Here is a 24,791-nt window from a genome sequence, read left to right on the forward strand (position 1 = left end):
TCAGACCTCCGCTCGCAGTTGGTCGGCATCGATGATGCGCGGCGGCGTGGCCGAACGCTGCTCGGCAGGCCCGGCGCAGCGCAGGGTTTCCTGCCAGAGCCGGGCCAGGGCGAGTTGGTAGTCGCCGCTCAGGCTTGCAGCGACAGGTTCGCCCTGAATGCAGGCTTTCAGGTGTTGCAATAGCCAGGTGACGCCGGCAGGTCCTTCGATTTCATGGGCGCTGCGCCAGTGGCTGGCTGCCGGGTGCAGGGGTAATGCCGTGGCTCGTTCAAGATAGTTGGCGGTGCTGGCGTAGAGCGTCTGCCGATCGTCGTTGTGGGTATCGGCATGCAGCGCGGGCGTCCAGTTGACCGGGCCATAACTGGCGTCCAGCGACAGGTATCCGCTGCTCCAGGCCAGGTTCAACTGATGCATGACCAGGCTGTGCAGGTCGGGATCGTCAGGGTCCATCCAGCTTTGCAGGCGCAGCAGCACACGGCTGCCCGGCAGATTGAGCGACAGGGTGTGAAAATCCGTGTCGCGATCCACCAGGCTCACGCTGGCCTGTGCCGCCAGCTCGCAGCCCAAGGCTTGCAGCAGCAGGTCCAGGCTTGAATAGAGCAACTGGCGACTGGTGGTCAGTTGCGCCAGTTGTGGTTTCTGGCCATCCAGCAACTGGCTGACACGTTGTGCTGCACCGGTCCAGCAACGACCGGCTTCGGTATGCGGGTAGAAACTGTTGACGATGTAATGCAGCCCCGACTGCGCGGCCAGTTGCTGATGACGGGCGATTTCATCCGGGTGAACCGGGTGTTCCTGAATGACGTGCAGGCCACGGCGCAGCAGCTTTTCCGTGAGCTGCCCGCCGACACCGCCAACAATGGCCGAGCGCACCACGACACAGGCAATGTCCAGGTCGCCGGGCAATTGCTCGATGTCGGTGTACAGCGGGATGCCGAAGGCATTGGCCAGCGCTCTGGAGCGCGGGCTGCCATTGGCCAGCAGGCCAGCCAGTTGCAGGCCGGGTTGCTCGTCCAGAAAGCTGTTGAGGTACAACTCGCCGAATTTGGCCCCGACGATCAGGACTTTCAAAGGCGTACTCATTGTTGATGCTCCTTGTCAGTGGCGACCAGCCAGGCATTGATGGCTGCGGCGGTACGTTCGACTTGTTGCGGTTCGAGCAGCAGTTGCCAGTGATCGCAGGCCATGGATTCACGTCGGGCTTGTGCAGCCCACTCCTGCCAGTCCTGTTCGGCGGGTTGCCAGTGCTGCGGGCGGCCTTCGGCGGTCAGCCACAGGCACGGCAGGTCCAGGTGTTGTGGGCGTGAGTGGCGGGTCAGCAGCTTCATCAAGTGCTCGATGCGTTGCAGCCACTGTCGGGCCTGCTCCGGTTCCGGCTGGTTCTTCAGTACGCCGGCACGGGTGGCATTGCCCATGAACACTTCCAGTTGCCGGGATGCGGAAAGTTGTTCCAGATCGTCGGGCAACTCGACGGTCTTCGCGCCCCGGGCCATCAGGCGCAACAGGCCCGAACGGTTCTCGAAGTGGAAGTCTTCACGGCAGACCGGGTCGAGCAGGATCAGACGCACCTGCTGACCATCGCGCTGCAACAGATGAGCAGCCGCTTCGGCCACGAATGTCCCGTAGGACCAGCCCAACAGCACATACGGTCCGCTGGCCTGTTGGCGGCGAATGGCGCGAACGTAATGTGCTGCCAGATCTTGCAGAGACTGAATACCCAGTGCATCGGCGGCCTGCAGGCCGAAGACCTGCAGATCCAGCGCTTGAGCCAGTGGCAGGTAAGAGCCTATTTCGCCATCGGATGCATGGAACACAAACATCGGCAGCTTGTTGCGGCCACGGGCCAGGGCCAGCGGGTTGTCGTCGGCACGGGTTTCGGTGGTTTGCAAGGTGGCGCAGAAGTCACCCAGACGCGGGTTGTCGAACAGATTGCGCAGGCTGCTGCCGGGGTAACCCATGCGGTTGAGGCGTGCGATCATGCGGGTCGCGATCAGGCTGTCACCGCCACTCTGGAAGAAGTCGCTTTCGGCATCCAGACTTTGCCCGAGCAGTTCCTGCCATAGTCGGGCGACGGCATCCAGTGTTGCCGGGTTCACGACTGCTGCGGGACGAGACTCGGTGCTGGCTGCTTCGGCACGCTGGGTTTCAGTCGCGCTCAACAACTGTTCGACCTGACGCAATGCCAGTGGCCAGTGTGTCTGCTGCTCAATATCAGCCTGCACCGCCGCCAGATCCAGATGCGTGTTGCCTTCGGCGCGGGCCAGCATGAAATGCTGGCGCATGCTGTCCTGAGCCTGTTGCGGCCAGTTCATCACCCAACTGAAGCCCGAAGCCTGCACGGCAGTGCGCCAGCGCGGCAGATCCAGCATGGCCTTGTCGTCTTCGCTGCGCTCGTCTTCAAAGTTGCTCAGGCCTTCGATGAACCCGATGCTCGCCAGTTGCAGCGCGCTGTCGCGTTCGGTTGCCTCCAGCAGCAGCAAATGCCCGCCACTGCGTAACAGGCGATGCAAGCGCTTGAGTGAGCGTGTCACATGGGAAGCATCGTGCATCACGTTGACCGCCACGATCAGGTCGTAGCCTTGTGCCGGATGCTGGCTGAAGTCCACGGGCTGGTTCAGGTCCAGAATCGAGCTGGTCAGTTGTGGCCAGGCTGCGAAGCGCTCCTGGGCCTGCTTGAGGAACAGGCTGGAAACATCGGTAAAGCGGTATTCGCTCAGATGACTTTCCAGCATCGGCAGCAAGTGGTTGGTGGTGGCACCGGTACCGGCACCCACTTCCAGCACGCGCAGGTCACGACGTTTACCGGCCAGCGCCTTAGCGGTCTGTGCGAGAGCACTGTTCAGGCAATGCAGGACCGGGTTGTTGCTGTAAAGGGCTTTCACGACCTCGTCGCTGTTACCGAACAGCAGGCTCAGTGGCGAGCGATCACCACGCAGCAACTCTCCATGCAACTCGATGCAGGCATCCAGATAGGTGGAAAGTGTCTGGCTCCAGTCGGCATCAGGCAGTGTCTGCGCTATCGCCGGGGCACCTTCTGGCGCCAGGGTCAGGTAGCGTTGTCCGTCCTGTTGTACCCAGCCTTGCTGGCAGAGCATGGCCAGCCATTGGCGCAGCAGGCCGCCAAATTGCGGCAATGCTCCCAGACGGGTCATCACTTGGGCCAGGTCATGGCTCTGACCAGCTTCAGTGAACAGCCCGTGCTTTTGTAGAGTGGCGAGGATGCCCTGGCGGGCACGGCTTTCGAGCGCTTGCCAGGTCAGATCCACTTCCCGACGCTGGGCATCGCTCAGGTCCGGCAACTCGTTCAGCGCCAGTGGCAGCGGGGCGAGAAGGGTGTCATCAAGGGCTGCCGGTTCTCTGGCGACCAGTTCACCCAGCAAGGTACGGCCATCGGTATCGACGCTGATTCTTGCCGCCTGAACGTCTTGAGCACGGCGCAACTGTGCCTCAAGGGCTTGCGGGTCGAAACGCTCGCCGTCCAGATTGACCGACCAGTCGTGGCGTGGCAGATCCGGCAGGCCATCGAAGCCTTGGGGCTGGCTTGCCAGCTTCTGCAACAATTCGCCATAGGCCTGGAACAGGCTGTCGATCAAACCGTCGGCCAGCACGTCCTCCATGCAGTACCAACTGAACACCAGCTCCCCGTCGATCTCCATGACCTGATGATCGAGCCAGACCTGCGGCGTCTGGGTGAAGACATGCACCGGGTCGCCGAGGGTCGAGGTCATGGCCTGATCGATGGCTTTACCGTCCAGCGACATGCCCAGCATGCTGGTGAACACCACCGGCATTGCCGGTTGACGGCTCTGGCCCTGACGGCGTCCGAGTTCGCGCATCAGTTCCACACCGTTGACGTTGGTGTGGGTGAGGCGTTGCCAGAGACGTGCCTGGGTACTTTCCATGACCTGGCGCAGACTGTCGCCGCGCCCCAGCTGGAAGTCGATCAACAGCACCGAAGTGAAGTCGCCGATCAACTGCTGGACCTGCGGATGCAGTGGACGGCGGTTGAAGTAAGTCAGGTTGAGGGTGAAGTCCGGCGTGCGGCTGACGCTTTCCAGTGTCTGGGCAAACAGCGCCAGCAAGGCCGCGGAGGCGGTGACGCCAGACTGTTGGCATTGCGTCTTGAAGCTGCTCCAGTGCTTGGCACCCAGCGTGGCCTGCAGAGTGCGGAAACGTGGCTGGCCCTGTTGCGGCACGGCGGCCATCGGCAACTGCGGAGCGGCTGGCAGGTGCTCCAGCGTGTCCTGCCAGTAGCGCCAGGACTGGCGCCATTGCAGGCTGTCGCGCTGCGCCAGGTCGGTCAGCACATAGTCGCGGAAGGTCAGTTGCAGAGGTGCAAGGTCCTGACCGGCATAGGCCGTGGCCAGATCGTCCATCATCACCTTGAAACTCTGCACATCGAACAGCAGCAGATCGAGGTTCATGTGCAGGCGGCAATGTTCGGCATCCAGTTCGCTGACCGTGACCTCGAACAGAGGCCAGCGGTCGGCGGGCAGGACCCGATACGACATTTCTTCGCGAATGCCCAGCAAGCGCTGTTGTTGCTGTTCCTCAGGCAAGTCGCGCAGGTCATTGCGTGGCAGCTTGTACCAGGGCGTCTGTTCAAGGATGCGTTGCCGACCGTCGCTGTCGACCACCATGCGCAGCATGTCGTGGCGTGCGATCAGCGCATTCCAGGCCCGCTCGAAACGGCTCAGGTCAAAGTCGGCATAGGCCTTGTCCCACTCGAACAGCACATGGCAGGCCACACCGCCGTATTCGATCAGGTCGGTGCGTCCCAGCCAGTAGGCGTGCTGAATCGGTGTCAACGGGAACGGCTCGAAGCGCGCCTTTGGATCAGGCACGATCTGCTGATCGTTCGCGGCCACCGGCGCTTTCCCGGCATCGGCCAGCAACAGGGCGCTCAGGCCGCGGATGCTCAGGTCGCGATAGGCCTGTTCGGCGTCCAGACGGATGCCCAGTTGGCGCTGGATATCGCTGCTCAGTTCCAGGAACAGCAACGAATCCAGACCCAGTTGCATCAGGTCCTGATTTTCCGCAGGCGCAGAATCGGAGCCCAGGCGCAATTGTCGGCAGATCGATGCGCTCAGCCACTGGCTCAGGGCCTGACGATCAGCCTGTGCTTCGCCGGTCAGCACCGGTGCCGCGATGGCATTGGTCTGCCGAGTGTTCTTGGCCTGAGGTCGGGCGGCAGGTTGTTCGGCCTGTTGTGCGAACAGGCGACGACGCGGGTCGATACGCTCATGATCCACGCGCATTGCCAGGTGCCATGGCGCACCGCGCATGACAGCTTGCTCCAGATGCCAGAGACCTTCGCCTGTTTGCAGCGTGCCCATTCCGCCCTGAGCCAGTCTGGCATGCAGGTTGTCTTCGGCAGCCCGGCCGATTTCGCCCCAGGCACCCCAGGCAATGCTGATGGTGCGCAGGCTGGTGCGAGGATTGGCTTCGGCCAGACCGTCCAGATAGGCACTGGCCAGCGCATGGGCTCCCTGGCCCGATGCGCCGAGGCTGGCAGCGGCCGAAGAGTAGAGCAGCAGATAGCGGCCCTGACCGGCCAGTGCGGTCTGGAGCTGGCTGGCGGCCGAGCATTTGACCTGCAACAGCGGTTGCATGCGTTCGCTGTCGAGGTTGGCCAGCGGTGTATCGTCCAGCAGACCGGCGCTATGAATCGCGCCAGTCAGGCCGCCATCCAGTTGCAAGTCTTCCAGGCACATGCCCAGCGCAGCCGGGTCGCTGACATCGCAGTCGAACCAGCGCAATTCGCAGGTGTGCTCCTGTTGCAGGCGGGCGAACCATTGCCCGACGTCTTCAGGGCAACGAGGGGCGAGCAGGGCAATGCGACGGGCACCTTGATGAGCCAGCCACTCGACGCTCAAGCGACCCAGCCCGCCAAAGGCTCCGGTGACCACATGCCAACCGTTGCCGGTGAAGCTTTGCGCGGGCAGGTTGGCGGTGCTGTGAGGTTGGACGGCCAGCGTCTGGACTTGTACCAAGCCATTGCGTATGGCGATCCAGCGTTCGCCGCTCTGTGCGGCGCTCAGTCCCGGCAAGAGTTGTTGCCATTCGTCACTGCCATTCAGGTCGATAGCCGCCAGCGCCCGCTCTGGTTGCTCGGCACTGGCAACCTTTAGCAAGCCCCAGATTGCACGTTGTTCAGGACTCACGGCGGTCGGTGCCCAGGCATTGCGTGTGACCACCAGCAACGGTTGATCGGTGTTGTGGGTCAGGGCATTGAGCACGTCGTTGGTGATGCTTTGCAGTTCGCCGTTTTCCACGATCAGCAGACAGGCCTTGGCGTCAGGGTCATGAGCAATGCCCACTTCAGCCAGTGCAGATCGCATGCTGGCCGGTTCAATGCGCAACGCGGGTACAACGGCATCCTGCACTTTCAGTGTCAGCCACTGCCAGGCGTAATGAGTGCCTGGCGCTGCTTTCAGTGCGGGCAGAGACGAACTGGCCGCAGGCTGGTTATCGGCGTTGCCGAGCAATAGCCATTGGCCTTGGTCATTGCGTTGCTTGAGTGTCACACGGGCGATGCCGAACGGGCTGGCACACCATTCCAGCGACAGACCGTCCAGCCGTTCCGGCAAGGCGACAGACTGATTGAAGACTGGCACTTGGCGCGTATCGCCATGCCGCGCCGCCAGTTCGCTGCACGCCTGTTGCAGACGCGCCTGCCAGCGTTGTGCCTGGCCGGCACAATCGCGCCAGTCGGGTTGATAAAGGCTTTCGCCCAATTGTCGACCGAGGACAGCGCTGCCACTGTCGTGACCGGCACTGGCCGTGCTGTTGGTGACGTTCGACGCCTGGGTGCGGGCCAGCAGAATATGTTCGCTGATGTTGGCGGTGGCGCTGCCATCGTCCGGCAGCCAGTCCAGGCGCTCGAAACCGCTTTCCCGGCATTGCTGCTGCCAGTGTTCAGTGGACAGGAACAACTCGCCGCCACGGGCCTGTTCGTCATGCAGCGGCAGTACCAGCGGGCCGAACACGAAGTCGAAAAGACGCATCGGGCGGGTGATTTCGCGCATCAACAGGCCGCCACCGGGCTTGAGCAACGGGCGCAGGTTTTGCAGCGTCTGGCCCACATGCTGGGTGGCGTGGATCACGTTGGCGGCGACGATCAGGTCATATTGCCCGGCCAGGAAGCCTTGCTCGCCGGCCGGTTTCTGCAGGTCGAACTGGGCGTAATCGACAAAGTCGTATTCGCTGAACTTGTCTTCGGCGCGGCGGCTGAACAGGGCGGAGATATCGGTGAAGCAATAACGCACATCCGCCACATCCTTGAGCCCGGGCAACAGCCAGGCGGTGGTGCCGCCCGTGCCGCCACCGACTTCCAGAATGCGCAGCGGGCCACCACCGTTCTGCTGGTTCTGGTTGACCAGCCCGGTTATCACGCCTGCGGCAATCTGGTTGAAGTAGCGACCGAAACTGAATTGCTGATACAGCACTTCCACGCCGCTCGACGCGCTTTCCGGGAAGATCACCGCTACGGGCTCCACCGAGCCGTTCATCATGGCGAAAAGCTGCTCGCCAGCGCGTTCGACCGTTTCGGCGATCACGTCCAGGCCTTCGCAGCAGTCACGCAACTCCTTGAGCAGGGCTGCGCGCTGCTCGTAAGGCACCGGAATGGCGGTGCGATAGAGGCCTTGTTCCTGCGCGTAGTAGCCGTCCTCGACACAGGCGTTGAGCAGGCGTACCAGCAATTGCCGGTGACGCGGTAGCAGACGCCCGCCACGCAGTATATCCAGCGCCGGAGCACCGGCATCGATGCGCTCGCCCACGCACTGACGAACCATCTGATCGACATAGATTGCATGCAGCTTGGTCACGCACACATAGAGGCGTTCCAGACGCGGCAGATCCAGGCTTGCGCCTTCCTGAATGACTGCCTTGCGACCGGCTTCCAGCAACGGATCCTGCTGAGTCACCGCGAGCGTTTGACGTGGCGTATCGCACCAGTAGCGTTGTTCATCGAAGGCATAAAGTGGTGCCTGGATGCGCTGCCCGCTGCTGGGCAGCAACTCGCGCCATGGCAGGTTGGCGCCAGCGGCGAACAGGCGCAGGAGGCTGTCTTGCAATACAGTCTGTGCGGGTTTGTGACGTCGGGCACTGGCGATCCAGTGAACGCCCGGTTGTTGCAGGCGAGTGCCAATGCCGGTCAGCGGTGCATCGGGGCCAAGCTCCAGGCTGATGCCGACGCCGGTTTGCAGGGCTTGTTGCAATGCCTGATGGAAGCGCACCGGCTCGCGCATGTGCCGGCGCCAGTAATCACCGCTTTCCAGCTCTGCCTGAGTCAGCGGCTGGCCGGTCAGGGTCGAGATCAGCGGGATTTTTCCGGGGTTGGCATGCAGGCGGGCGCAGGCTTGCTGGAACTCATCAAGGATCGGGTCGAGCAGACGAGAATGTGCTGCACCGGCCACGCTCAGGCGATTATGGCGGATCTGCCGGTCTTGCAGTGTTTGCACAAGCGCCTCGATGCCGTCACGGCTGCCCGAAGCCACCAGATGCTGTTCGGCGTTATGCACGGCAATCTCGACGCCATGCTGGCGGGCCAGAGGCTCAAGGGTTGCGGCGTCGCAGAACACCGAGAGCATCGTGCCTTCGGCGGCGCTCTGGTTCATCAGGCGACCACGGGTAATGACCAGTGGCAGCACGTCTTCCAGACGGTAGATTCCGGCGATCACCACGGCAGCGAACTCACCCACCGAATGACCGATCAGCAGGTCCGGCGTCAGGCCTTGTTCGCGCCAGTGGGCGGCCATGGCCACGGCAAAGGCCACGATGGCCGGCTGCGCATAATCCATGCGGTCGATCAGCGTGTCATGCTCGCCGAACATCACCGATTGCAGGGATGGTTGAAGGTGGGCAGCGCAGGCGGCGAAGCTGCGGTCCAGGCTTTCGGTAAATGCCTTGGCCTGGCCGTAGAGACTTTTGCCCATGCCCGCCCACTGGCTGCCCTGGCCGCTGCACAACCAGAGCTGTGCGGCCTGTTGTGCATGGCCGTCATGCAGCAGTGCATCGCTGTTGCCCTGGGCAAAGGCTTCAAGTGCCGGTGCCGTTTCTTCATGCAATGGCACCGCCAGGCGATAAGGCAGGTCGAGTTGGCGACCGTGTAACGCGGTATGTGCCAGGTTGGCAGGAGCGTTGCTGTTCTTGAGTTGCAGGGCGTAGCGACCGGCCAGTTGTTGCAGTGATGCCTGGCTTGCAGCGCTGAGCAACAGAGCGCTTGCCTCAGGTTTGGGGCTGACGCTGCGCAAGGTGTCGGGTACGGCTTCGACGATTACATGGCAGTTGGTGCCGCCGATTCCGAAGGAGGAAACGCCCGCGCGGCGCGGCCCGGCTGGCCAGTCACGAGGCTGGGTCGGGACCTTGAACGGACTGTTTTCCAGTTGCAGCGCCGGGTTGGCCTGCTCGAAGTTGATACTCGGCGGAATCCGCCCATGGCTGACGGCAAGCACCGTCTTGATCAGGCTGGCGATACCGGCTGCGGTGTCCAGATGGCCGAGGTTGCCCTTGACCGAGCCCAGCGCACAGCCGCCGATGTCGCTGCGCTGGGCGAAGACATCGCGCAACGCCTGCACTTCGATGGGGTCGCCCAATGGCGTGCCGGTGCCATGAGCCTCGATCATGCCGATGCTGGAACATTCGATATCGGCCAGCAGCAGGGCATCGCTGATGACTTCACGCTGGCCGACCACCGATGGCGCGGTATAGCCGACCTTGTGATGACCGTCGTTATTGATCGCACTGCCGCGCAGTACGGCAAGAACCGGATCGCCATCGCGCAAGGCATCTTCAAGGCGACGCAAGGTAACGGCACCGACTCCGTTGCCGGCAAAGGTGCCTTGGGCACCGGCGTCGAACGGGCGGCAGCGTCCGTCCGGCGAGAAAATCATGCCCGGTTGGTAGAGGTAACCCGCCTGCTGCGGAAACGACACTGCAACGCCACCCGCCACGGCCATGGAGCATTCGCCACTGCGCAGGCTTTCACAGGCCATATGCACGGCCACCAGCGAACTGGAACAGGCCGTCTGCACCGTCATCGCCGGGCCGCGAAGGTTGAGTTTGTAGGCCGCGCGGCTGGCCAGGTAATCCTTGTCGTTGCCCATCAAGGCTTGCAAACCCTTGACCTGAGCCACTTCGGTGACGCGGATATTGTCGCGGCCCGGATAAGTGCTCATTCGTCCGGAGGCGAATACACCGGTCTTGTGAGCAACGTCGCGAGGCGCAAAACCCGCATGCTCCAGAGCGTGCCAGACGGTTTGCAGGAACAGTCGTTGTTGTGGATCGATGGACTCGGCTTCCTGACGCGAATAGCCGAACAGCGCGGCATCGAACCGGTCAGGGTTATCGATGGTCGAGGCCACATTGACGAAATCGGGGTTGTCGATCAGCGCCGGGTCCAGCCCGGCGGCCAACAGTTCTTCGCGGCTGAAACGGCGGCTGCATTCGCGGCCATTCAGTAGATTCTGCCAGTACTCGGTACTGTCGCTGGCACCGGGGAAGCGGCAAGCCAGACCAATGACTGCGATGGGTTCACTGGTGCCGTAGAACTCTTCAAAGGTGTGCATGAATGACCTCTTGGGCAGGAGCGTTAGAAGAAGTGGATGAAGCGCGTTCAAGGCGGCGACGCAGCCGCAACGCAGGCCATAGAGAAAGGCAGGCAATGGCCGCCAGAATGGCCAGCAACGCTGGATAGCCCAGGTGATGGGCGACTTGCAGGGAGGCGATGGAACCGAGCATGGCAATGGCGGCATCCACCGATTGCAGCAGGGCATAGTCCGAGGCCGGTTGATGCGCTCGTACGACGCCCATCAACAGGTTGTAGAGCGTGACAAAGCTGATGGCCGCCGCGACATTGACCAGCGCGAACAGCGCCAGCCAGGCCGTGAGGCTGTAGAGCGTGGCGCCCAGTGCCGCCGCCACGGCAATCGCGGCGTGGATGGCCATGGCGGGCAACAGGCAACGCCAGGCGCCGAAACGCTTGGCCAGCCAGCCGCCGAGGAATACGCCAAGAGCGCTGGCGAGGGTGCCGTACAACGTCGTTACAAAACCCAGGTCCGCAAGGCTCAAGCCTTGATCCAGCAAGAGCACGGTTTGTACGGTCATCAGGCCGCGCATTGCCAAGTAGTAGATGGCGGTCAGGCAGAGCGCAGGCCACAGGGCCGTGAAGCTGCTGAGGTCCAGCCTTGGAGGCCGTGTCGGTTCCGTGCTGACCGTGCTGGCCGGTAGCAGGCTCACCGGCAACAACAGCAACAGTGAAACCGCCGCCATCCCGGTAAAGCCCGCACGCCAGCCCCAGCGCTCGGCCAGGTAGAGGAACACGAACGAGCCGAACACCACGCCCAGATAACTGCCGCCCACCTGCGCGGTATTGGCGAACGGACGACTGGCGGCATCACAAGTAGTGATGGTGATACCGTCGGCATAGATGTCATGACTGGCCGACAGCAAGGCCAGCAGCATCAAACCGGCCATGATCGGGTAGATCGAATGCTCCGGTGCCAGAAAGCCGAGCGTCAGCAAGGTCGCCGCCATGCACAGTTGCAGGATCACCAGGCTGCCCAGGTAGCGGTTGCCGCGCAGGGAAATGCTGTGGCGTTCGCACCAGGGTGCCCAGAGAAACTTGCCGACCCAGGGCAGGAACGTCAGCGACAGCAAACTGAGGCTTGCAAGGTCCAGCCCCTGATGACGGAAGTAGCCGACCACCCCTTGCAGCATCAAGGCCGTGAGCATGCCTTGATGCAGGTAGTAACACCAATAAGGCAGGTAGCGGCTCATGAAGCACTCCCGATGCGACGTAACCGTCTGGCATTGCGCTGGGTCAACTGGGTACGACGCGCCTGTTCCAGATCTTCGCTGACTGGCGCTGTCTGGCTCAGATGCAAGGCCAGCGCATGGGCATTGGGGTAGCCGAACAGGTCCGTGACTTGCAGTTGCGGGTAGCCCGACTGAGTCAGACGGATATGCAACTGCACCAGCTTCAGGGAGCTGGCGCCCGCATCGAAGAAGTTCTGTCGGGCGTCGTGCAGCTTCAGCCCCATCACTTCGCTGAAGCTCTGGCGGATCTGTTCGACGATCTGCTCATCGACCTGGCTGCCGGTGTCAACCGGCGTCGGTACTGGCAGTGCGCGGGGCAGGGTGGCGATTGAGGAGCCTGCCTGTTTGCGCGTCACCAGTTGCTCCAGCGGCAAGGCCCATGCCTGCGGTTGTTCGGCCAGTTGATGCAACAAGGCAACGTACTGCGCAAACATGGCGCGCAGCATCTCTGGCTCGAACAGCGCCTCGACGGCATCCCAGTTCAGGCACAGGTCGCCTTCCGACTCGTAGACCTGATGGTCCAGCCAGATCTGTGGCGTCTGGGAAATGCCCCAGACCGGTTTGAGCCAGGACGACTCGGCCATGAAGCGGCCTTTGTCGAAGCCCAGCGCGCTGGTGAACACCACCGGCATCTGCGCGGCAGCCATACCGTTGCGTCTGGCCAGTTCGCGCATGACCCGGATGGCCGAGTGATCCCGTTGGGCCAGATCGCGCCAGAGCCGCTGTTGCAGGCGTTGAGCGCTGCCGAGCCACTGGCCGGTCGGTTGCCAGGCCAGCAACAGCAATGACGTGAAGTCGCCCAGTACCCGGTCGATGTGCGGGTGCAACGGCTGACGGTCGAACAGCGTCAGGTTCAGGGTCAGTTCACGCTCGCTGCTCCAGGCCGAAAGCACGGCGGCGAATGCACTGAGCAGCAGGCCTGAAGGCGTCAACTGGTGCTGGTGTGCCTGGGCTTTCAGGCGTTCCCAGGTGTCTGCCGGAATCCGGTCGGCCAGACGCACGAAGCGCGGTGTACCGACTTCGCTCGGGTCCTGTCGCAATGGCAGGCGCGGCGCGGACGGCAGACTGTCCAGGCGGCGCTGCCAGTAGGCCTGGGCGTTGACGGCCTCGGGTTGCGCGGCACGCAGACACTGGTAATCCCGGAAGCCGATCTCGATGGGCTCCAGTTCGCGGTCGGGTTGCTGATACAGCACTTCCAGTTCGGCCAGCAGAATCTGCATGCTCATACCGTCGAGCAACAGGTTGTCCAGGCTGATGAAAACGCTGCTGTGCGTGCCGCCATCCTCGGCGATTTGCACATCGAACAATGGCCATTGTTCCGGGTTCAGCACTTGATGCGACAGGCGATCACGCAGCGCCAGGGTTTCCGGGGCCTGCAGCGAGCTGACGCGGTGACGTTGCGGCACAAAAGCGGGAACCTGCTCCAGCACTTGCATGCTCCCGTCACGCACCACTGCGCGCAGTGTGTCGTGGCGGGCGATCAACTGTTGCCAGACCGACTCGAAGCGCTGGATATCCAGTTGTTCGACGTTGAACTCGACAAAGAAATGCGCGCCTACGCCACCCAGTACGAAACCGGGCTGGCGACCCACCAGATAGGCTTCCTGCACATCGCTCAAGGCAAAAGGCTGATAGCGGCCAGCGGGATCATGTTGCAGGTTTGTCGCAGGCGCGCTGTTGTCGGCAACCAGAGTGGCGGCGAAGGCTTGCAGGCCCGGGAAGTTGAACAGGTCATCGAGCCGTGCGCGATAGCCATGCTTGCCCAGTTCGCCGATCAGTCGGGTGGCCAGCAGGGAGTCGCCGCCCAGCTGGAAGAACTGGCTTTGGCAATGAACCGGACCGGTCTGCAACAGCTCTTCCCAGAGACGGGCCAGCAATTGCTCGCTGTCGGTGCTCGGGGCCTGAGTGTCGTCGAGGGTTTCGACGGCAGGTTTGCAGAGCTGGGCCAGAGTCTTGTGGTCGATCTTGCCATTGGCAGTCAGGGGCAGAGCGTCGAGAAAGTACAGGCGCTGCGGGATCATATAGCCGGGCAGTTCGCTGGCCAGTGCCTTGGCCAGTCGTGCCGCGTCCGGTTTTTGCAGTGTGTCGCTGGCGCGCAGCACCAGACGTTGCACATCGCCCAGGCGATCAGCCTGGCAAGCGTTCAGCCCGGCTTGTGCCAGCAGGTTTTGCCAGTGAGCGGTGTTGCGCAACTGTTGCGCGGCACTCTGACCGCCGTTGAGCAGATCCGCGCTGACCAATGCCAGCGCAGAAGCCTGCGCCAGTTCCAGCACGCAGACGGCTGCGCCCGGTGTACAGAGTTTCAGCCAGCGCTGGAGTGCCAGCTCAGGCTGATCGATGCGGTGCAACTGGTTATTGATCAGCAGTACATCGGCGCTGTGGCGCAGGGTCTGGAGTTCGGCATCGGTGTCGCGACAGGCTTTGCCGTGGGCAAAGCGGGCCAGACGTTCCCGGGCTTTGAGGACCAGCGCCTGGGACTCATCGATAGCCGTGTACTGCACCTGGGTGGCGCTCAGTCGCTCCAGCAGATGAACGGCGCCCACAGCGCTGCGGGCACCGGCTTCGATCAGTCGCACGGGGCGTTGCAGACGCTGGCTCAGGCTGGCAATGGAGGCCGCCAGTTGTTCGAGGGCGGCGCTGCTGCCAGCGCTTTGCATCAACAGATGCTCGGGCGACCAGTAAGGGTGATCGAGCAAAGTCCGGGCATTGCGTTGGCCGCGCAGGATATCGCTGAGTGCGTCATGGTGAGCGTTCAGCGCTTCCTTGAGGGCGTAAGTCGAATCGTTGTCGGCGCTGCTGACCGATTCGGCGCTGTGTGTGCGCTGCCATTGTCCATCGGCATTGCAGCTCAGGCGGCCCTGGGCGCTCAGCCAGTCCAGCCAGCGACCCATCAGTCCACGCCATTGTTCCTGAGCGCCATAGGTTTGCAGGGCCGCGTCGAGGCTGGCGGGTGTATTGAAGTCCAGGCCGTTGAGGGCCAGATGCTGGGTCAGGAAATCAGCCAGCAGAGCATCTTGCGAGGTCGATAGCTCGGCAAGGCAGGCAGACGTCAGCCAGTCGCAATAGTCGGTCGGTGTGCGTGGGTCGGCTTCCACCGGGCTGCACAGGCTTGAACCTTGCGGCACGACAAAGGCCACCAGACTTTTTTCCCGCTCGCCCAGCGCCATGCTGATGGCGCTCTTGACGCCTTCCAGGCGATTGAATGCAGCGTCGATTTCGCCCAGTTCGATGCGATAGCCACCGACCTTGACCTGCTTGTCGCGACGGCCGAGGAATTCCAGGGTGCCGTCAGGCCAGTAGCAACCCATGTCGCCGGTGCGATACCAGCGTGCGCCGTCCACTTCGACGAACTGCCGGGCGCTGCGCTCGATGTCGTTGAAGTAGCCTTGTGCGACGCCGATACCGCCGATCCACAGTTCCCCCGCAACCCAGTCGGGGCAGTCGCGACCCAGCTCATCCACCACGCGATAGCTCTGGTTGGCCAGCGGCTGGCCGTAGGGAATCGAGCGCCAGTTCGGCTCGACACGGGCTACGGTGCAGGTGTTGGACCAGATCGCCGCTTCCGTCGCACCGCCCATGGCCACGAACTGGCCGTCGGCGCGGTACTGGTGATAGCGCTCGGGCAGGTCCAGGCCGATCCAGTCGCCGGACAGCATGACCACTCGCAGATGTTCCGGGCTGTGCAGCTCGAAACCTTCGCTGTAGGTCAGCAGCATGTCGAACAGGGCAGGTACGCTGTTCCAGAGCGTGATGCCGTGTTTCACGATCAGGTCGCACCACAGCGCCGGGTCACGGCGCTGCTGCTCGTTGACCAGCACCACCGAAGCGCCTGAACCGAGCACGCCGAAGATGTCGTAGACCGACAGGTCGAAATGCAGCGCCGAGAGGGCCAGTACCCGGTCGTTTTCGTCGACTTGATGGCGTTGGCTGATATCCACGCAGGTGTTCAGGGCGCTCTGATGGCTGATGACCACGCCTTTGGGTTCGCCGGTGGAACCCGAGGTGTAGATGATGTAGGCCGGTTGTTGCACATCCACCGGCACTTGCTCAAGCAAGGGTTCACCGAGGATTGCCTGCTGCCAGTCGAGACGGTTGTCGATTTCGCTTTCGCGAACTTCGTCCGCGCTGGTCAGCACGCACTTGACCCCGGCACCTTTGTAGATTCCCAGACGTCGCGCCAGCGGTTGATCAGGCGGCACGGGAACGTAAATGGCTCCGGCCTTGAGAATGCCCAGTACGGCAATGATCTGGCCGATATCCTTGAACATGCTGACCGCGACCGTATCGCCTGCGCTCACGCCTCGGGCTTGCAGGCTGCCGGCAAGGCGACTGGCCTGATCGATCAACTGGGCAAAGCTCAACTGACGCTCGCCCTGAATCAAGGCGATGGCATTCGGTGTGTGTTCAGCCTGAGCGAAAACAGCGTCGTGCAGCAGGCCGGCAGGCACAGGACGCGCCGTGGCGTTCACCAGCTCGCGAACCACTCGCTGGGTGGCAGGCATCAGTTCTGGCAGCGGGCGTGACCAGCCGCTCGGGTCAGCAATCAAGGCCAGGACCTGCTCGAAATAGACCTCGAACAGCGTGTCGGTCAGCCCTTTGGGGAACAGATCGTTGTTGCTGTCCCATTGCAGCATGATCTGGCCGCGGTGCTCGAACGCCAGGTGGTCGATCCACACTTGCGGGGTCTGGGAAATGCCCCAGCCCAGTTCGCCGATGGAGCTTGCTTCGGCTTCGCCATACAGCGGGCGTCCCAGATTGCTGGTGAACACCAACGGCGCGCCATGGGGATGGCGCTGGTGTTTCTTGAGTTCGCGCAGCACTTCAACGCCGGACCAGGCGCTGTGCTCATGGACCTCTGCAAACGTCCGCTGGTTGGCCAGTGCCAGTTCGGCAAAGGTCTGGCCGTCGCATTCCACAGGCAGCGGCAGGATATTGGTGAAGTCGGCAATCATGCCGGACACAGCCGGATGCAGTGGCTGACGGTCGAACAGGGTCAGGTTCAGCAGCAGTTTCTGTTGGCCGCTCCAGCGACCCAGCACCGCGCTGAACAATGTGGCCAGCGCCATGGTCGGGGTGACGCCGTGGTTGCCGGCGTGCTCCTTGAAAACCTGCCATTGCGCGGCGTCCAGTTGTCCGCGACGGCGGCTGATGCGGACCTGTTCGATACGCTCGGGTTCTTGCGCCAAAGGCAGGATCGGGGCTAGCGGCAAATCGTCCAGACGCGCCATCCACCAGGCTTTGGCCTGTTCGATACGTGCCTGATCGTTGCGCTCGACCTGTGTCAGGTAACTGCAAAAGTCGTAATCGGTGGGCGAGGGCGGCAGTGGCTGGTCCGCTATCAGGGCAATCAGTTCCTCGAACAACTGGTTGAAGCTGGCGGCATCGCAGACCAGCAGGTCGATATTGACCAGCAGCCGGTGTTTGCCTTCAGGCAGCAGGCACAACTGGAAGTCGAAGGTTTCACCGATCTCGACCTGCAGACGACGATGGCCCAGTTGCTCACGCAATTGCAGGAGGGTTTGCTGGCGCGAAGCCTGGTCGTGCTGACGCAGGTCATGAACCTTCAGGCCCGGCCATGAGGCGTGTGGTTGCCATTGCTGGCGACCGTTGGCCAGAAAGCGGGTCTTGAGCATCGGATGGCGTTCGATCAGCTGATAGATCGCAGGCTCCAGCACCTGTGCTGTCAGCCCATGGCCATCGAATTCCTGATACAGATGGCAACCCACGCCGCCCAGTGGCTGCTCGCTGGAGCGGCCTACCAGATAGGCGTGCTGCACGGCGGTCAGCGGGAATGGCTGGCCATCGCTCATGCGCGGCAGCGGTTCGGTGGCTTGTGGTACTGCGGCACCCGAAACTTTGGCGCGGGCATTGGCCAGCAGGTTTTGCCAGCCCTCCAGCGTCGGGTGGTCATAAAGCTCGCTCAAGGTCACCTTGAAGCCCAGGCGACGAAAGCGATTGAGCCAGGCCATCAGGTGCATTGAATCAAGGCCCAGCCGTAGAAGGTTGGCATCGCCTGGTAGCTGTTCGACGGGCAAGCGAAGTTGCTTGGCGATTTCATCAACCAGTGTTGCAGGGTCGAAGTCTTCAAGCGTTGTGCCGCGCGTAGTCGAGGCTTTTCTGGTCGATGTGTACATGGTAAGACTCCATCCAGACAAGTACTCGTGCCGCGCAGGATTTGCGCGGCGCGTAGGGTTCAGGTGTTCAGGTTCCAGTGCCGTGCCCGGCTCTGCTGATTCCATAAATGTGCGTAAAGACCGTTCAGCTCCAGAAGCTCGTCGTGACGGCCCTGCTCGACGATGCGCCCGCGATCCATGACCAGAATCTGGTCGGCGTGCTGGATGTTGTGCAGGCGGTGAGCGATGACCAGCACGGTGCGGTCACGCACCAATGCATCGAGCCCCAGTTGAATAGCGGCTTCCGAGGACGGATCGACGCTGGAAGTGGCTTCATCGAGCAACAGGATCGGGCTGTTCTTGAGCAGGGCACGGGCAATGGACAGGCGTTGGCGTTCGCCACCTGAAAGCCAGCCGCCGTTTTCGCCAATCCGCGTGGCGTAACCGTCTGGCAGGGCCTCGATAAAGTCGTGGGCCTGAGCAAGGCGTGCGGCGTGGATGACTTCCTGTTCGCTTGCGCCGGGCTTGCCGACCAGCAGGTTGTCCAGCACGGTGCCGGAGAACAGCGTGACGTCCTGGAAGACCATGGAGATGTGTTCTTGCAGGTACTGACTGCCAATCTCACGGGCCTCGATGCCGCCAATCTGCAAGTGACCGCTGTCGATGTCCCAGAGCCTTGCGACCAGATGCGCCAGAGTGCTTTTGCCGGCTCCGCTCGGGCCGACCAGTGCGGTCAGGGTGCCTGCTGGCAGGTGGCAGGAAATACCGTCGATCACCGTCGATTCACGCTCGGCGTAGCTGAAGCGCACATTCTTGAGTTCGATATCGAAGTGTTGGGGTTTGCGTGGCGTGGAAGGCTCAGGCATCGGTGCCTGCTCCAGCAACTGCTCGGTGCGGGTCAGGGCCAGATGGCCGAAGCGCAGCAGCAGCGTGGAGAAACCCAGGTCGATGGCCTGGCGATACAACGGCAGAGACAGCACGGTAAAGATGAGCAGGTTTTCGATGCTCAACTGCCCCTTGAGCAGCAGGTTGCAGCCCAGCAGCACCATCAGGATGAAGCCGGCTTCGATCACCAGTCCGAACAGCCCGACCCAGGGTGCCGGTTTCAGTTCGATGCTGACCATCGCCTGATGCTGCGCATCCATCACTTTGTTCAAGCGTTGCAGGGCGCTGCCGAACCGGCCGAAGCTGCGGATCACCGCAATGCCTTGAATGTATTCCTGCAACGCTGCCTGGGTGCGGTTGTTATTGGTGAGCATGCGGTCGGCATGCACCAGAGTCTTGCGGATCGCCACATAGATGGCCAGGCAGGCCAATGGCAGCATGGCCAGCACAGCGAAGGCCAGCACGGGTTCCAGCCAGAACAGGAAGATCAGGAGAAAGGCCAGCTTCGCAAGCGACAGGGCGAAGACGCCGAGAAAGTGTGACCAGAGATGTTCTACCAGTGCCAGGTCACCGGTGACCCGAGCGCTGATTTCGCCGCTGTGGGTCTTGCCGAACCAGCCAAGAGGCAGCTTTTGCAGATGGTCCACAAGGCGAATGCGGGCGTTGGCCATCATGGCGTAGGCACCAGTGAAGATCAGCGGGGTGCCGATTGCGCCGGTGACGATTCGGGCAATCAGGCAGGCGAGCATCGCCAGTGCCAGCCCGATCACGCTCAAGGTGGTGGCCGTGCCTTTGAGCAGGCTGTCGAGCAACCAGTACAACAAAGGGTAAGGCGCAGCGCTCAGCAGGCCTTCCAGCACTGCAAGGCGCAGGCCCTGATTCAGATGTGGGTCACGCTGGCCGGCCAGGCGTTCACCGGCTCGCATCAGATTGGCGATCATGCCGATACTCCTGTACTGCTCAGTTGCCATTGGCGAATACGTGTGTGGTCTTGCCAGAGCTGTCGATACAGCGTGCAGCCTTCAAGCAGCTCTTCATGACGACCGACGCCGCGCACTTGCCCCTGATCCAGCACGACGATGCGCTGGGCGGCAATCACGGTATGCAGGCGGTGGGCGATCATCAGCACCGTGCGGCCTCGACACAGATTGGCCAGAGCTTCCTGGATCAGCGCTTCGTTTTCGCTGTCGGCATAGGCGGTGGCTTCATCAAGAATCAGTACCGGAGCGTTCTTGAGCAGGGCGCGGGCGATGGATAGCCGCTGGCGTTCGCCACCGGACAGTTGCGCTCCGCCTTCGCCGATCCGGGTCTGATAGCCCTGCGGCAGACGCTGAATAAAGTCATGGGCACAGGCTGCGCGGGCGGCGGCTTCGACGCTGGCCTGATCGGCATCGGGCCTGGCCAGCAGCAGGTTGTCGAGCACTGTGCCGTCGAACAGGTGAACCTGCTGGAATACCGACGCGACCCGTTCGAGCAAGGCTTCCAGCGGCCAGTCACGCAGATCCGTGCCGCCCAGAGTGATACTGCCGCTGTCGGCATCGAACAGACGGCAAACCAGTTGCGCCACGGTGCTCTTGCCGGAGCCGCTCGGGCCGACCAGCGCTGTCAACTGGCCTGCCTGGGCGCTGAAGCTGACCTGGTTCAGGGCTTTTCTTTCGCCATAGGCGTGGGAGACGTTTTCCAGGCGCAGGTCCAGTGGCGCATCGGGGATGCGGGCGTCCGGGTTTTCGCTCATCGCCGGGCTGAGCAACACCTCGTTGATACGGGCCAGTGCCGCATTGCGTTGTACCTGATCGCCGAGCATGTAGGTCAGGCGCAGCAGTGGCATCAGTACGGCGGGGGCGAGAAGCAGAAACAACAGCAATGTTTCCAGGGTGATCTTGCCTGCCAGCAGCAGCCAGGCACCCAGTGGCGCAACGATGATCAGGTTGGCGCTGAGCAGGCCCGAGAACACCACCCAGAACAGCGAACTCTTGCGGGCAAAGCCGGCCACCCACTCAGCGGCACCGCGAATGTCCTTGCTCAGTGTGCCGAAGCGCAGGCTGGTCAGGCCGAAGCTTTTCACGACCTGTATACCTTGCAGGTACTCGCTGAAGCTCTGGGAAATCTGCTGTTGCAGGCTTTGCCATTTGGCCATGCGTTCGGCCGAGCCCTTGACCATCAGCATCTGCGCCATAAAGGCCAGGGGCAGCGGGGCAATACAGGCCAGTGCCAGTCGCCAGTCGATGCAAAGCAGCACGATCAGGGTCAGCGGCGGCATTACGGCGGCGGCTATGGAGTCGGGGAGTGAGTGAGCAAAAAAGCCTTCAAGAGAGCCGACGTCGTCGTTGATTGTGCGACGCAGGTCCGTGCTGCTGTTCTTGTTGAAGAAGCTCAAGGGGACTTCGCCCAGATGCCGGGCGATACGGCTGCGCAGCTGGCGTAATAGCTCGAAGGCCGCGAGGTGGGCGGTTACATGGCTGACGGTCATGATCAGCCAGCGCAACAGAACGGCAAAAAGCGCTGCCAGCCCCCAGCCCAGGGCGGCTTCGGCATTGGGTGCGGTATTGAGCAGCATCTGCGCAATCTTGTAGATGCACCACAGCGGCACCAGGCTGAGCAGGGTCGAGGCCACGGCGCAACCGATGGCGATGGCAAACATTGTGGGTGCCAGTTTCAGCAGCCCGGTATGGCTCAAGGGCTCTTTTGTGGTCGTGCCGACAGTGTCGTGTTGTGGGCTCATTCAGAACTCCTGTAGGTTTCTGTGCTTTTCAGGAGGGTGCACGGGGCCGGGCTGACGGCTGAAGGGCCGTGGCCACGGGGCATTCCGTTGAAAGAGCGAAGCGCTTGCCGGCTTCGCCCGTTACACCTTTCCCGACGTGTCTCGCGTCAGAAGGTTATTTTGGTGCTCACGCCCAGTTCGCGGCCTTGGCCGGGTTGGCTGAACTGGGCGCCGGAGGTGATGTAGGAGTAGGTGCGATAGTCCTTGTCCCCCAGGTTGTTGCCGTACAGCGCCAGTTCCAGATCGGGTTTTGGCAGCCAGGAAAGACGGGCGTCCACCAGGCTGTAACCGCCCTGTGAAACCTCGTTGTCGACATCGAAATAGTGCTGGCCGGTGTAGCTGATGCCGACACTCGGGCGCAGCTCGCCCAGCAGGTTGTCGAAGTAGAAACTGCGCTCGGCCGAAGCACGCAAGGTGCGTCCGGGCGTGTAGGTCAGGCTGTTGCCCTGGCGGTCGGAATCCAGCATGCGGTTGCGGTTGACGGTGCCGGCCAGACGAATCAGCGTCGCTTCGTCGGCGCGCCAGTCCACGGACATTTCCGCGCCTTCGCTGCGGGCCTTGCCGATGTTGCTCAAGGCTTGAGTGCCGGTGCCTGCGGCGCCGATGAACTGCTGCACATCGTCGATATCGATGCGGTACAGCGCCGCATTCAGCCAGAGACGCTTGTCCAGCAGGCTGGATTTGACGCCGACTTCCATGTTCAGGGATTTTTCCGGCGAGTAAGCCACCGAGTCGGAGGTGATCGAGCCAATGCGGTTGTAACCACCTGCCTTGAAGCCTTTGCTGACCGATGCGTACAGGCGGGTATCAGGCGTTACCTGGAAGCCCAGCGCCACTTTGGGCGTGGTGCTGGTGAAGGTGTCGTTGCCTTTATAGACGAAGCCCGGTGTGAACAGCGCGTCCACCTGGTTGTAGGTGGTCTCGGCCTTTTCCTCGCTGTGACGGGCGCCCAGGGTCAGGTCCCAGCGCGGCGCCAGGTGCCAGATGAACTCGCCGAACACGGCTTTTTCGGTGTTCTCGATGCGGCTGTCGGCTGCGCCATACACGCCGAACAACGGGGCGCCAGCGTCAGGAGTCCGCTCTGAGTGGCTGCGGCTCTTCTGCCAGTACAGACCGCCGACTGCATCCCAGGCACGGTCTTCACCTTGGGTGGCGAGGCGCAATTCCTGGCTGACGGTGCGCTGGGCTTCCGGCCAGTGGAAACCCATGTCACCGAACAGGCGCTCATGACGGTAATTCTGCAGGGATGTGATGGAGGTCAGTTTCAGTGAGTCGCTGAGGTTCCAGTCAATGGTCGCGCTGCTGGTTTCTACCCGACGCACGTAGATCGACTCCATCAACGGTACGCTGGCCCGGCGCTTTTCATAGGTTTCGTCGGCCAGATATTGCTCGTTGTAGGACGTCAGCCGGTCACGGGCATAGGCCAGTTTCAGGCTGAAGTCTTCGTTGGGCCTGAAGGTCAGTGCGACATTGCCGCCACCGTTGTCGCTGTCGCCATGATGTTCGCTGCGGGTCAGTTCGCCATCGGTATCATCATGGTAGACGGTGCCCTGAATGAACAGCTTGTCTGTGACCAGCGGAGCCGAGCCGCTGACGGCGACTTGTTGATGCAGATTGCTGAAGCGGCTTTGTATCGTCGCCGTCGGTGTGTTGTCCGGCTGGCGGGTAATGATGTTCAGCGCACCTGCATGGGCGTTGCGTCCGTACAGGGTGCCTTGCGGCCCTTTGAGCAGTTCGATGTGTTCTACGTCGAGCAGTTGCTGATTGAAGGTGCCCAGGTATTGCGGGACGCCATCGACGTAGATTGCCACTGGCGCGTTGTAAGGGTCCGAAGACGAAATGCCGCGCATGCTCAGGCTCGGGAACACTCCGGCACCGGTATTACGCACCAGCAGTTCGGGGAATACTCTTTCCAGCTCGCCGCTGTTATAGACGTTGGCACGCTCAAGGTCAGCCTCACTGGCAACCGAAAGCGCCAGATCGGTCTGATCCTGGGCCTGGGTTCGCTTGCTGGCAGTCACTTGCATTTCGGGCAAGTTCAGAACATCGTCCGCCAGAACGTGGCCGGATATGGCGAATGTGATCGCCAGGCTGAGGATAGAGCGCTGCATGGGAAGACTCTGCTGGTAAGTGGAAGCCGCTATCTTCTGGTTATGGTTATGTTGTTGCGCGTGCGATCGGGGTATAAATGCGCGCAATCGGCACTATAGTTGATAAGTGTTATCATTTGAGTCTGATTCCCAAAAGAGTGTGTACCAATGAGCCTTAATCATTACCGCGCTGATTATGAGTTGCCCAAGGTGCTCACCGAAGAGGTGGGAGACGAACTCGATATCCGTCTGATCGAATGGCAGGTCGATGAAGACCGGCATCTGGATGCCTCCTGCGAGGCGTCGTTGACGGTGTCCTATCACGCCAACTGTGCGGGCTGGCGCAGTTTCGCCGATACTTCGCCCTTGAGCTGGCGCGAAGATCATTGCTGTCTGTTTCATTCCACGGTGCCGTTACAGGGCGTGGGTTTTGTCCCGGCAGGAACGCGCTGGCGCGGGGTCAATATCAGTTTCGCGGCTCATCGGCTGGGCATGCTGGATCTGGCCACTCAATTGTTCGAGTACGACGGCCCCTGGGAGAAAACCCGTACGGTAGACAGTGCGGCGCGTCTGGCACAGTTTCCAGCGCCCCATGTGGTGCGGCGTATTGGCCAGGAAATGCTGGGATGCAGGCTGGAAGGTGTTGCCAGGGATTTACTGCTGCGGGGCAAGGCCTATGAAATGCTCGGGCAATTGACGGCGCATATCCAGGACCTTGCGCGCTTCACCGGGCTCAGCGCCGGTGGCCGTGATCTGGCCCGTGTCGAGCGTGCGCGCAAACTGCTTGAGGCCCACCCGGAACAGGACTGGACCATCGAGTCACTGGCCCAGTGTGTGGAGCTCAATACCAAGAAACTCAAGCAGGGTTTTCGCGACGTCTACGACAGCGGCGTGTATGGCTATCTGCAGAAAGTCCGTATCGAGCGTGCTGCACAATTGCTCAAGCAGCAGGGATCGGTCAGCGAAGTGGCGGCGGCGGTCGGGTATTCCAACGCCAGCCACTTCGCCAAGGTTTTCCGCCGTTACTACGGCATCAATCCGCTGCACTTCAGTACCCTGGCCGCCAATGGCATGGATGAGACCGCGATTCAGGCCGAGGTCTATCCATTCTGATCCTGATGG

Annotated in this window: 8 protein-coding genes; 1 reads left to right on the forward strand and 7 read right to left on the reverse strand. The window is 62.0% G+C overall.

What is annotated here, in order from left to right; translation table 11 throughout:
- The 7 genes from Q6A51_RS01790 to Q6A51_RS01820 form a co-directional block, all read right to left on the reverse strand.
- Positions 1 to 1,083, reverse strand: coding sequence for a Gfo/Idh/MocA family oxidoreductase (locus Q6A51_RS01790; RefSeq protein ID WP_201017563.1), 1,083 nt, complete (start codon positions 1,081 to 1,083; stop codon positions 1 to 3).
- A complete protein-coding gene (locus Q6A51_RS01795; RefSeq protein ID WP_304573990.1) occupies positions 1,080 to 10,571 on the reverse strand; it encodes a type I polyketide synthase in 9,492 nt (3,163 codons plus the stop codon). Before Q6A51_RS01795 ends, Q6A51_RS01790 begins: the two co-directional genes overlap by 4 nt.
- Positions 10,558 to 11,781 (reverse strand): MFS transporter, encoded by a 1,224-nt coding sequence (locus tag Q6A51_RS01800; RefSeq protein ID WP_304573991.1) that lies wholly within the window; start codon positions 11,779 to 11,781, stop codon positions 10,558 to 10,560. The genes Q6A51_RS01795 and Q6A51_RS01800 overlap by 14 nt, the downstream gene beginning before the upstream one ends.
- A complete protein-coding gene (locus Q6A51_RS01805; RefSeq protein ID WP_304573992.1) occupies positions 11,778 to 17,954 on the reverse strand; it encodes a non-ribosomal peptide synthetase in 6,177 nt (2,058 codons plus the stop codon). The genes Q6A51_RS01800 and Q6A51_RS01805 overlap by 4 nt, the downstream gene beginning before the upstream one ends.
- Before the next feature lie 59 nt (positions 17,955 to 18,013).
- Positions 18,014 to 19,759: an ABC transporter ATP-binding protein gene (locus Q6A51_RS01810; RefSeq protein WP_304573993.1), complete on the reverse strand. Its 1,746-nt coding sequence runs from the start codon at positions 19,757 to 19,759 to the stop codon at positions 18,014 to 18,016.
- Positions 19,756 to 21,540 carry an ABC transporter ATP-binding protein gene (locus Q6A51_RS01815; RefSeq protein WP_304573994.1) on the reverse strand — a complete coding sequence of 595 codons (1,785 nt, stop codon included), beginning with the start codon at positions 21,538 to 21,540 and terminating at the stop codon, positions 19,756 to 19,758. The genes Q6A51_RS01810 and Q6A51_RS01815 overlap by 4 nt, the downstream gene beginning before the upstream one ends.
- A 146-nt stretch (positions 21,541 to 21,686) precedes the next feature.
- Positions 21,687 to 23,690, reverse strand: coding sequence for a TonB-dependent receptor (locus Q6A51_RS01820; protein ID WP_201001926.1), 2,004 nt, complete (start codon positions 23,688 to 23,690; stop codon positions 21,687 to 21,689).
- Between the two features lie 147 nt (positions 23,691 to 23,837).
- Here Q6A51_RS01820 and Q6A51_RS01825 point away from each other — a divergent pair, with 147 nt between their 5' ends.
- On the forward strand, positions 23,838 to 24,782 hold the full coding sequence (locus Q6A51_RS01825; RefSeq protein ID WP_304573995.1) for a helix-turn-helix transcriptional regulator: 945 nt from the start codon (positions 23,838 to 23,840) through the stop codon (positions 24,780 to 24,782).
- Positions 24,783 to 24,791: the final 9 nt, after the last annotated feature.

The organism is Pseudomonas serbiensis, from assembly GCF_030580745.1.
Lineage (GTDB): Bacteria > Pseudomonadota > Gammaproteobacteria > Pseudomonadales > Pseudomonadaceae > Aquipseudomonas > Aquipseudomonas serbiensis.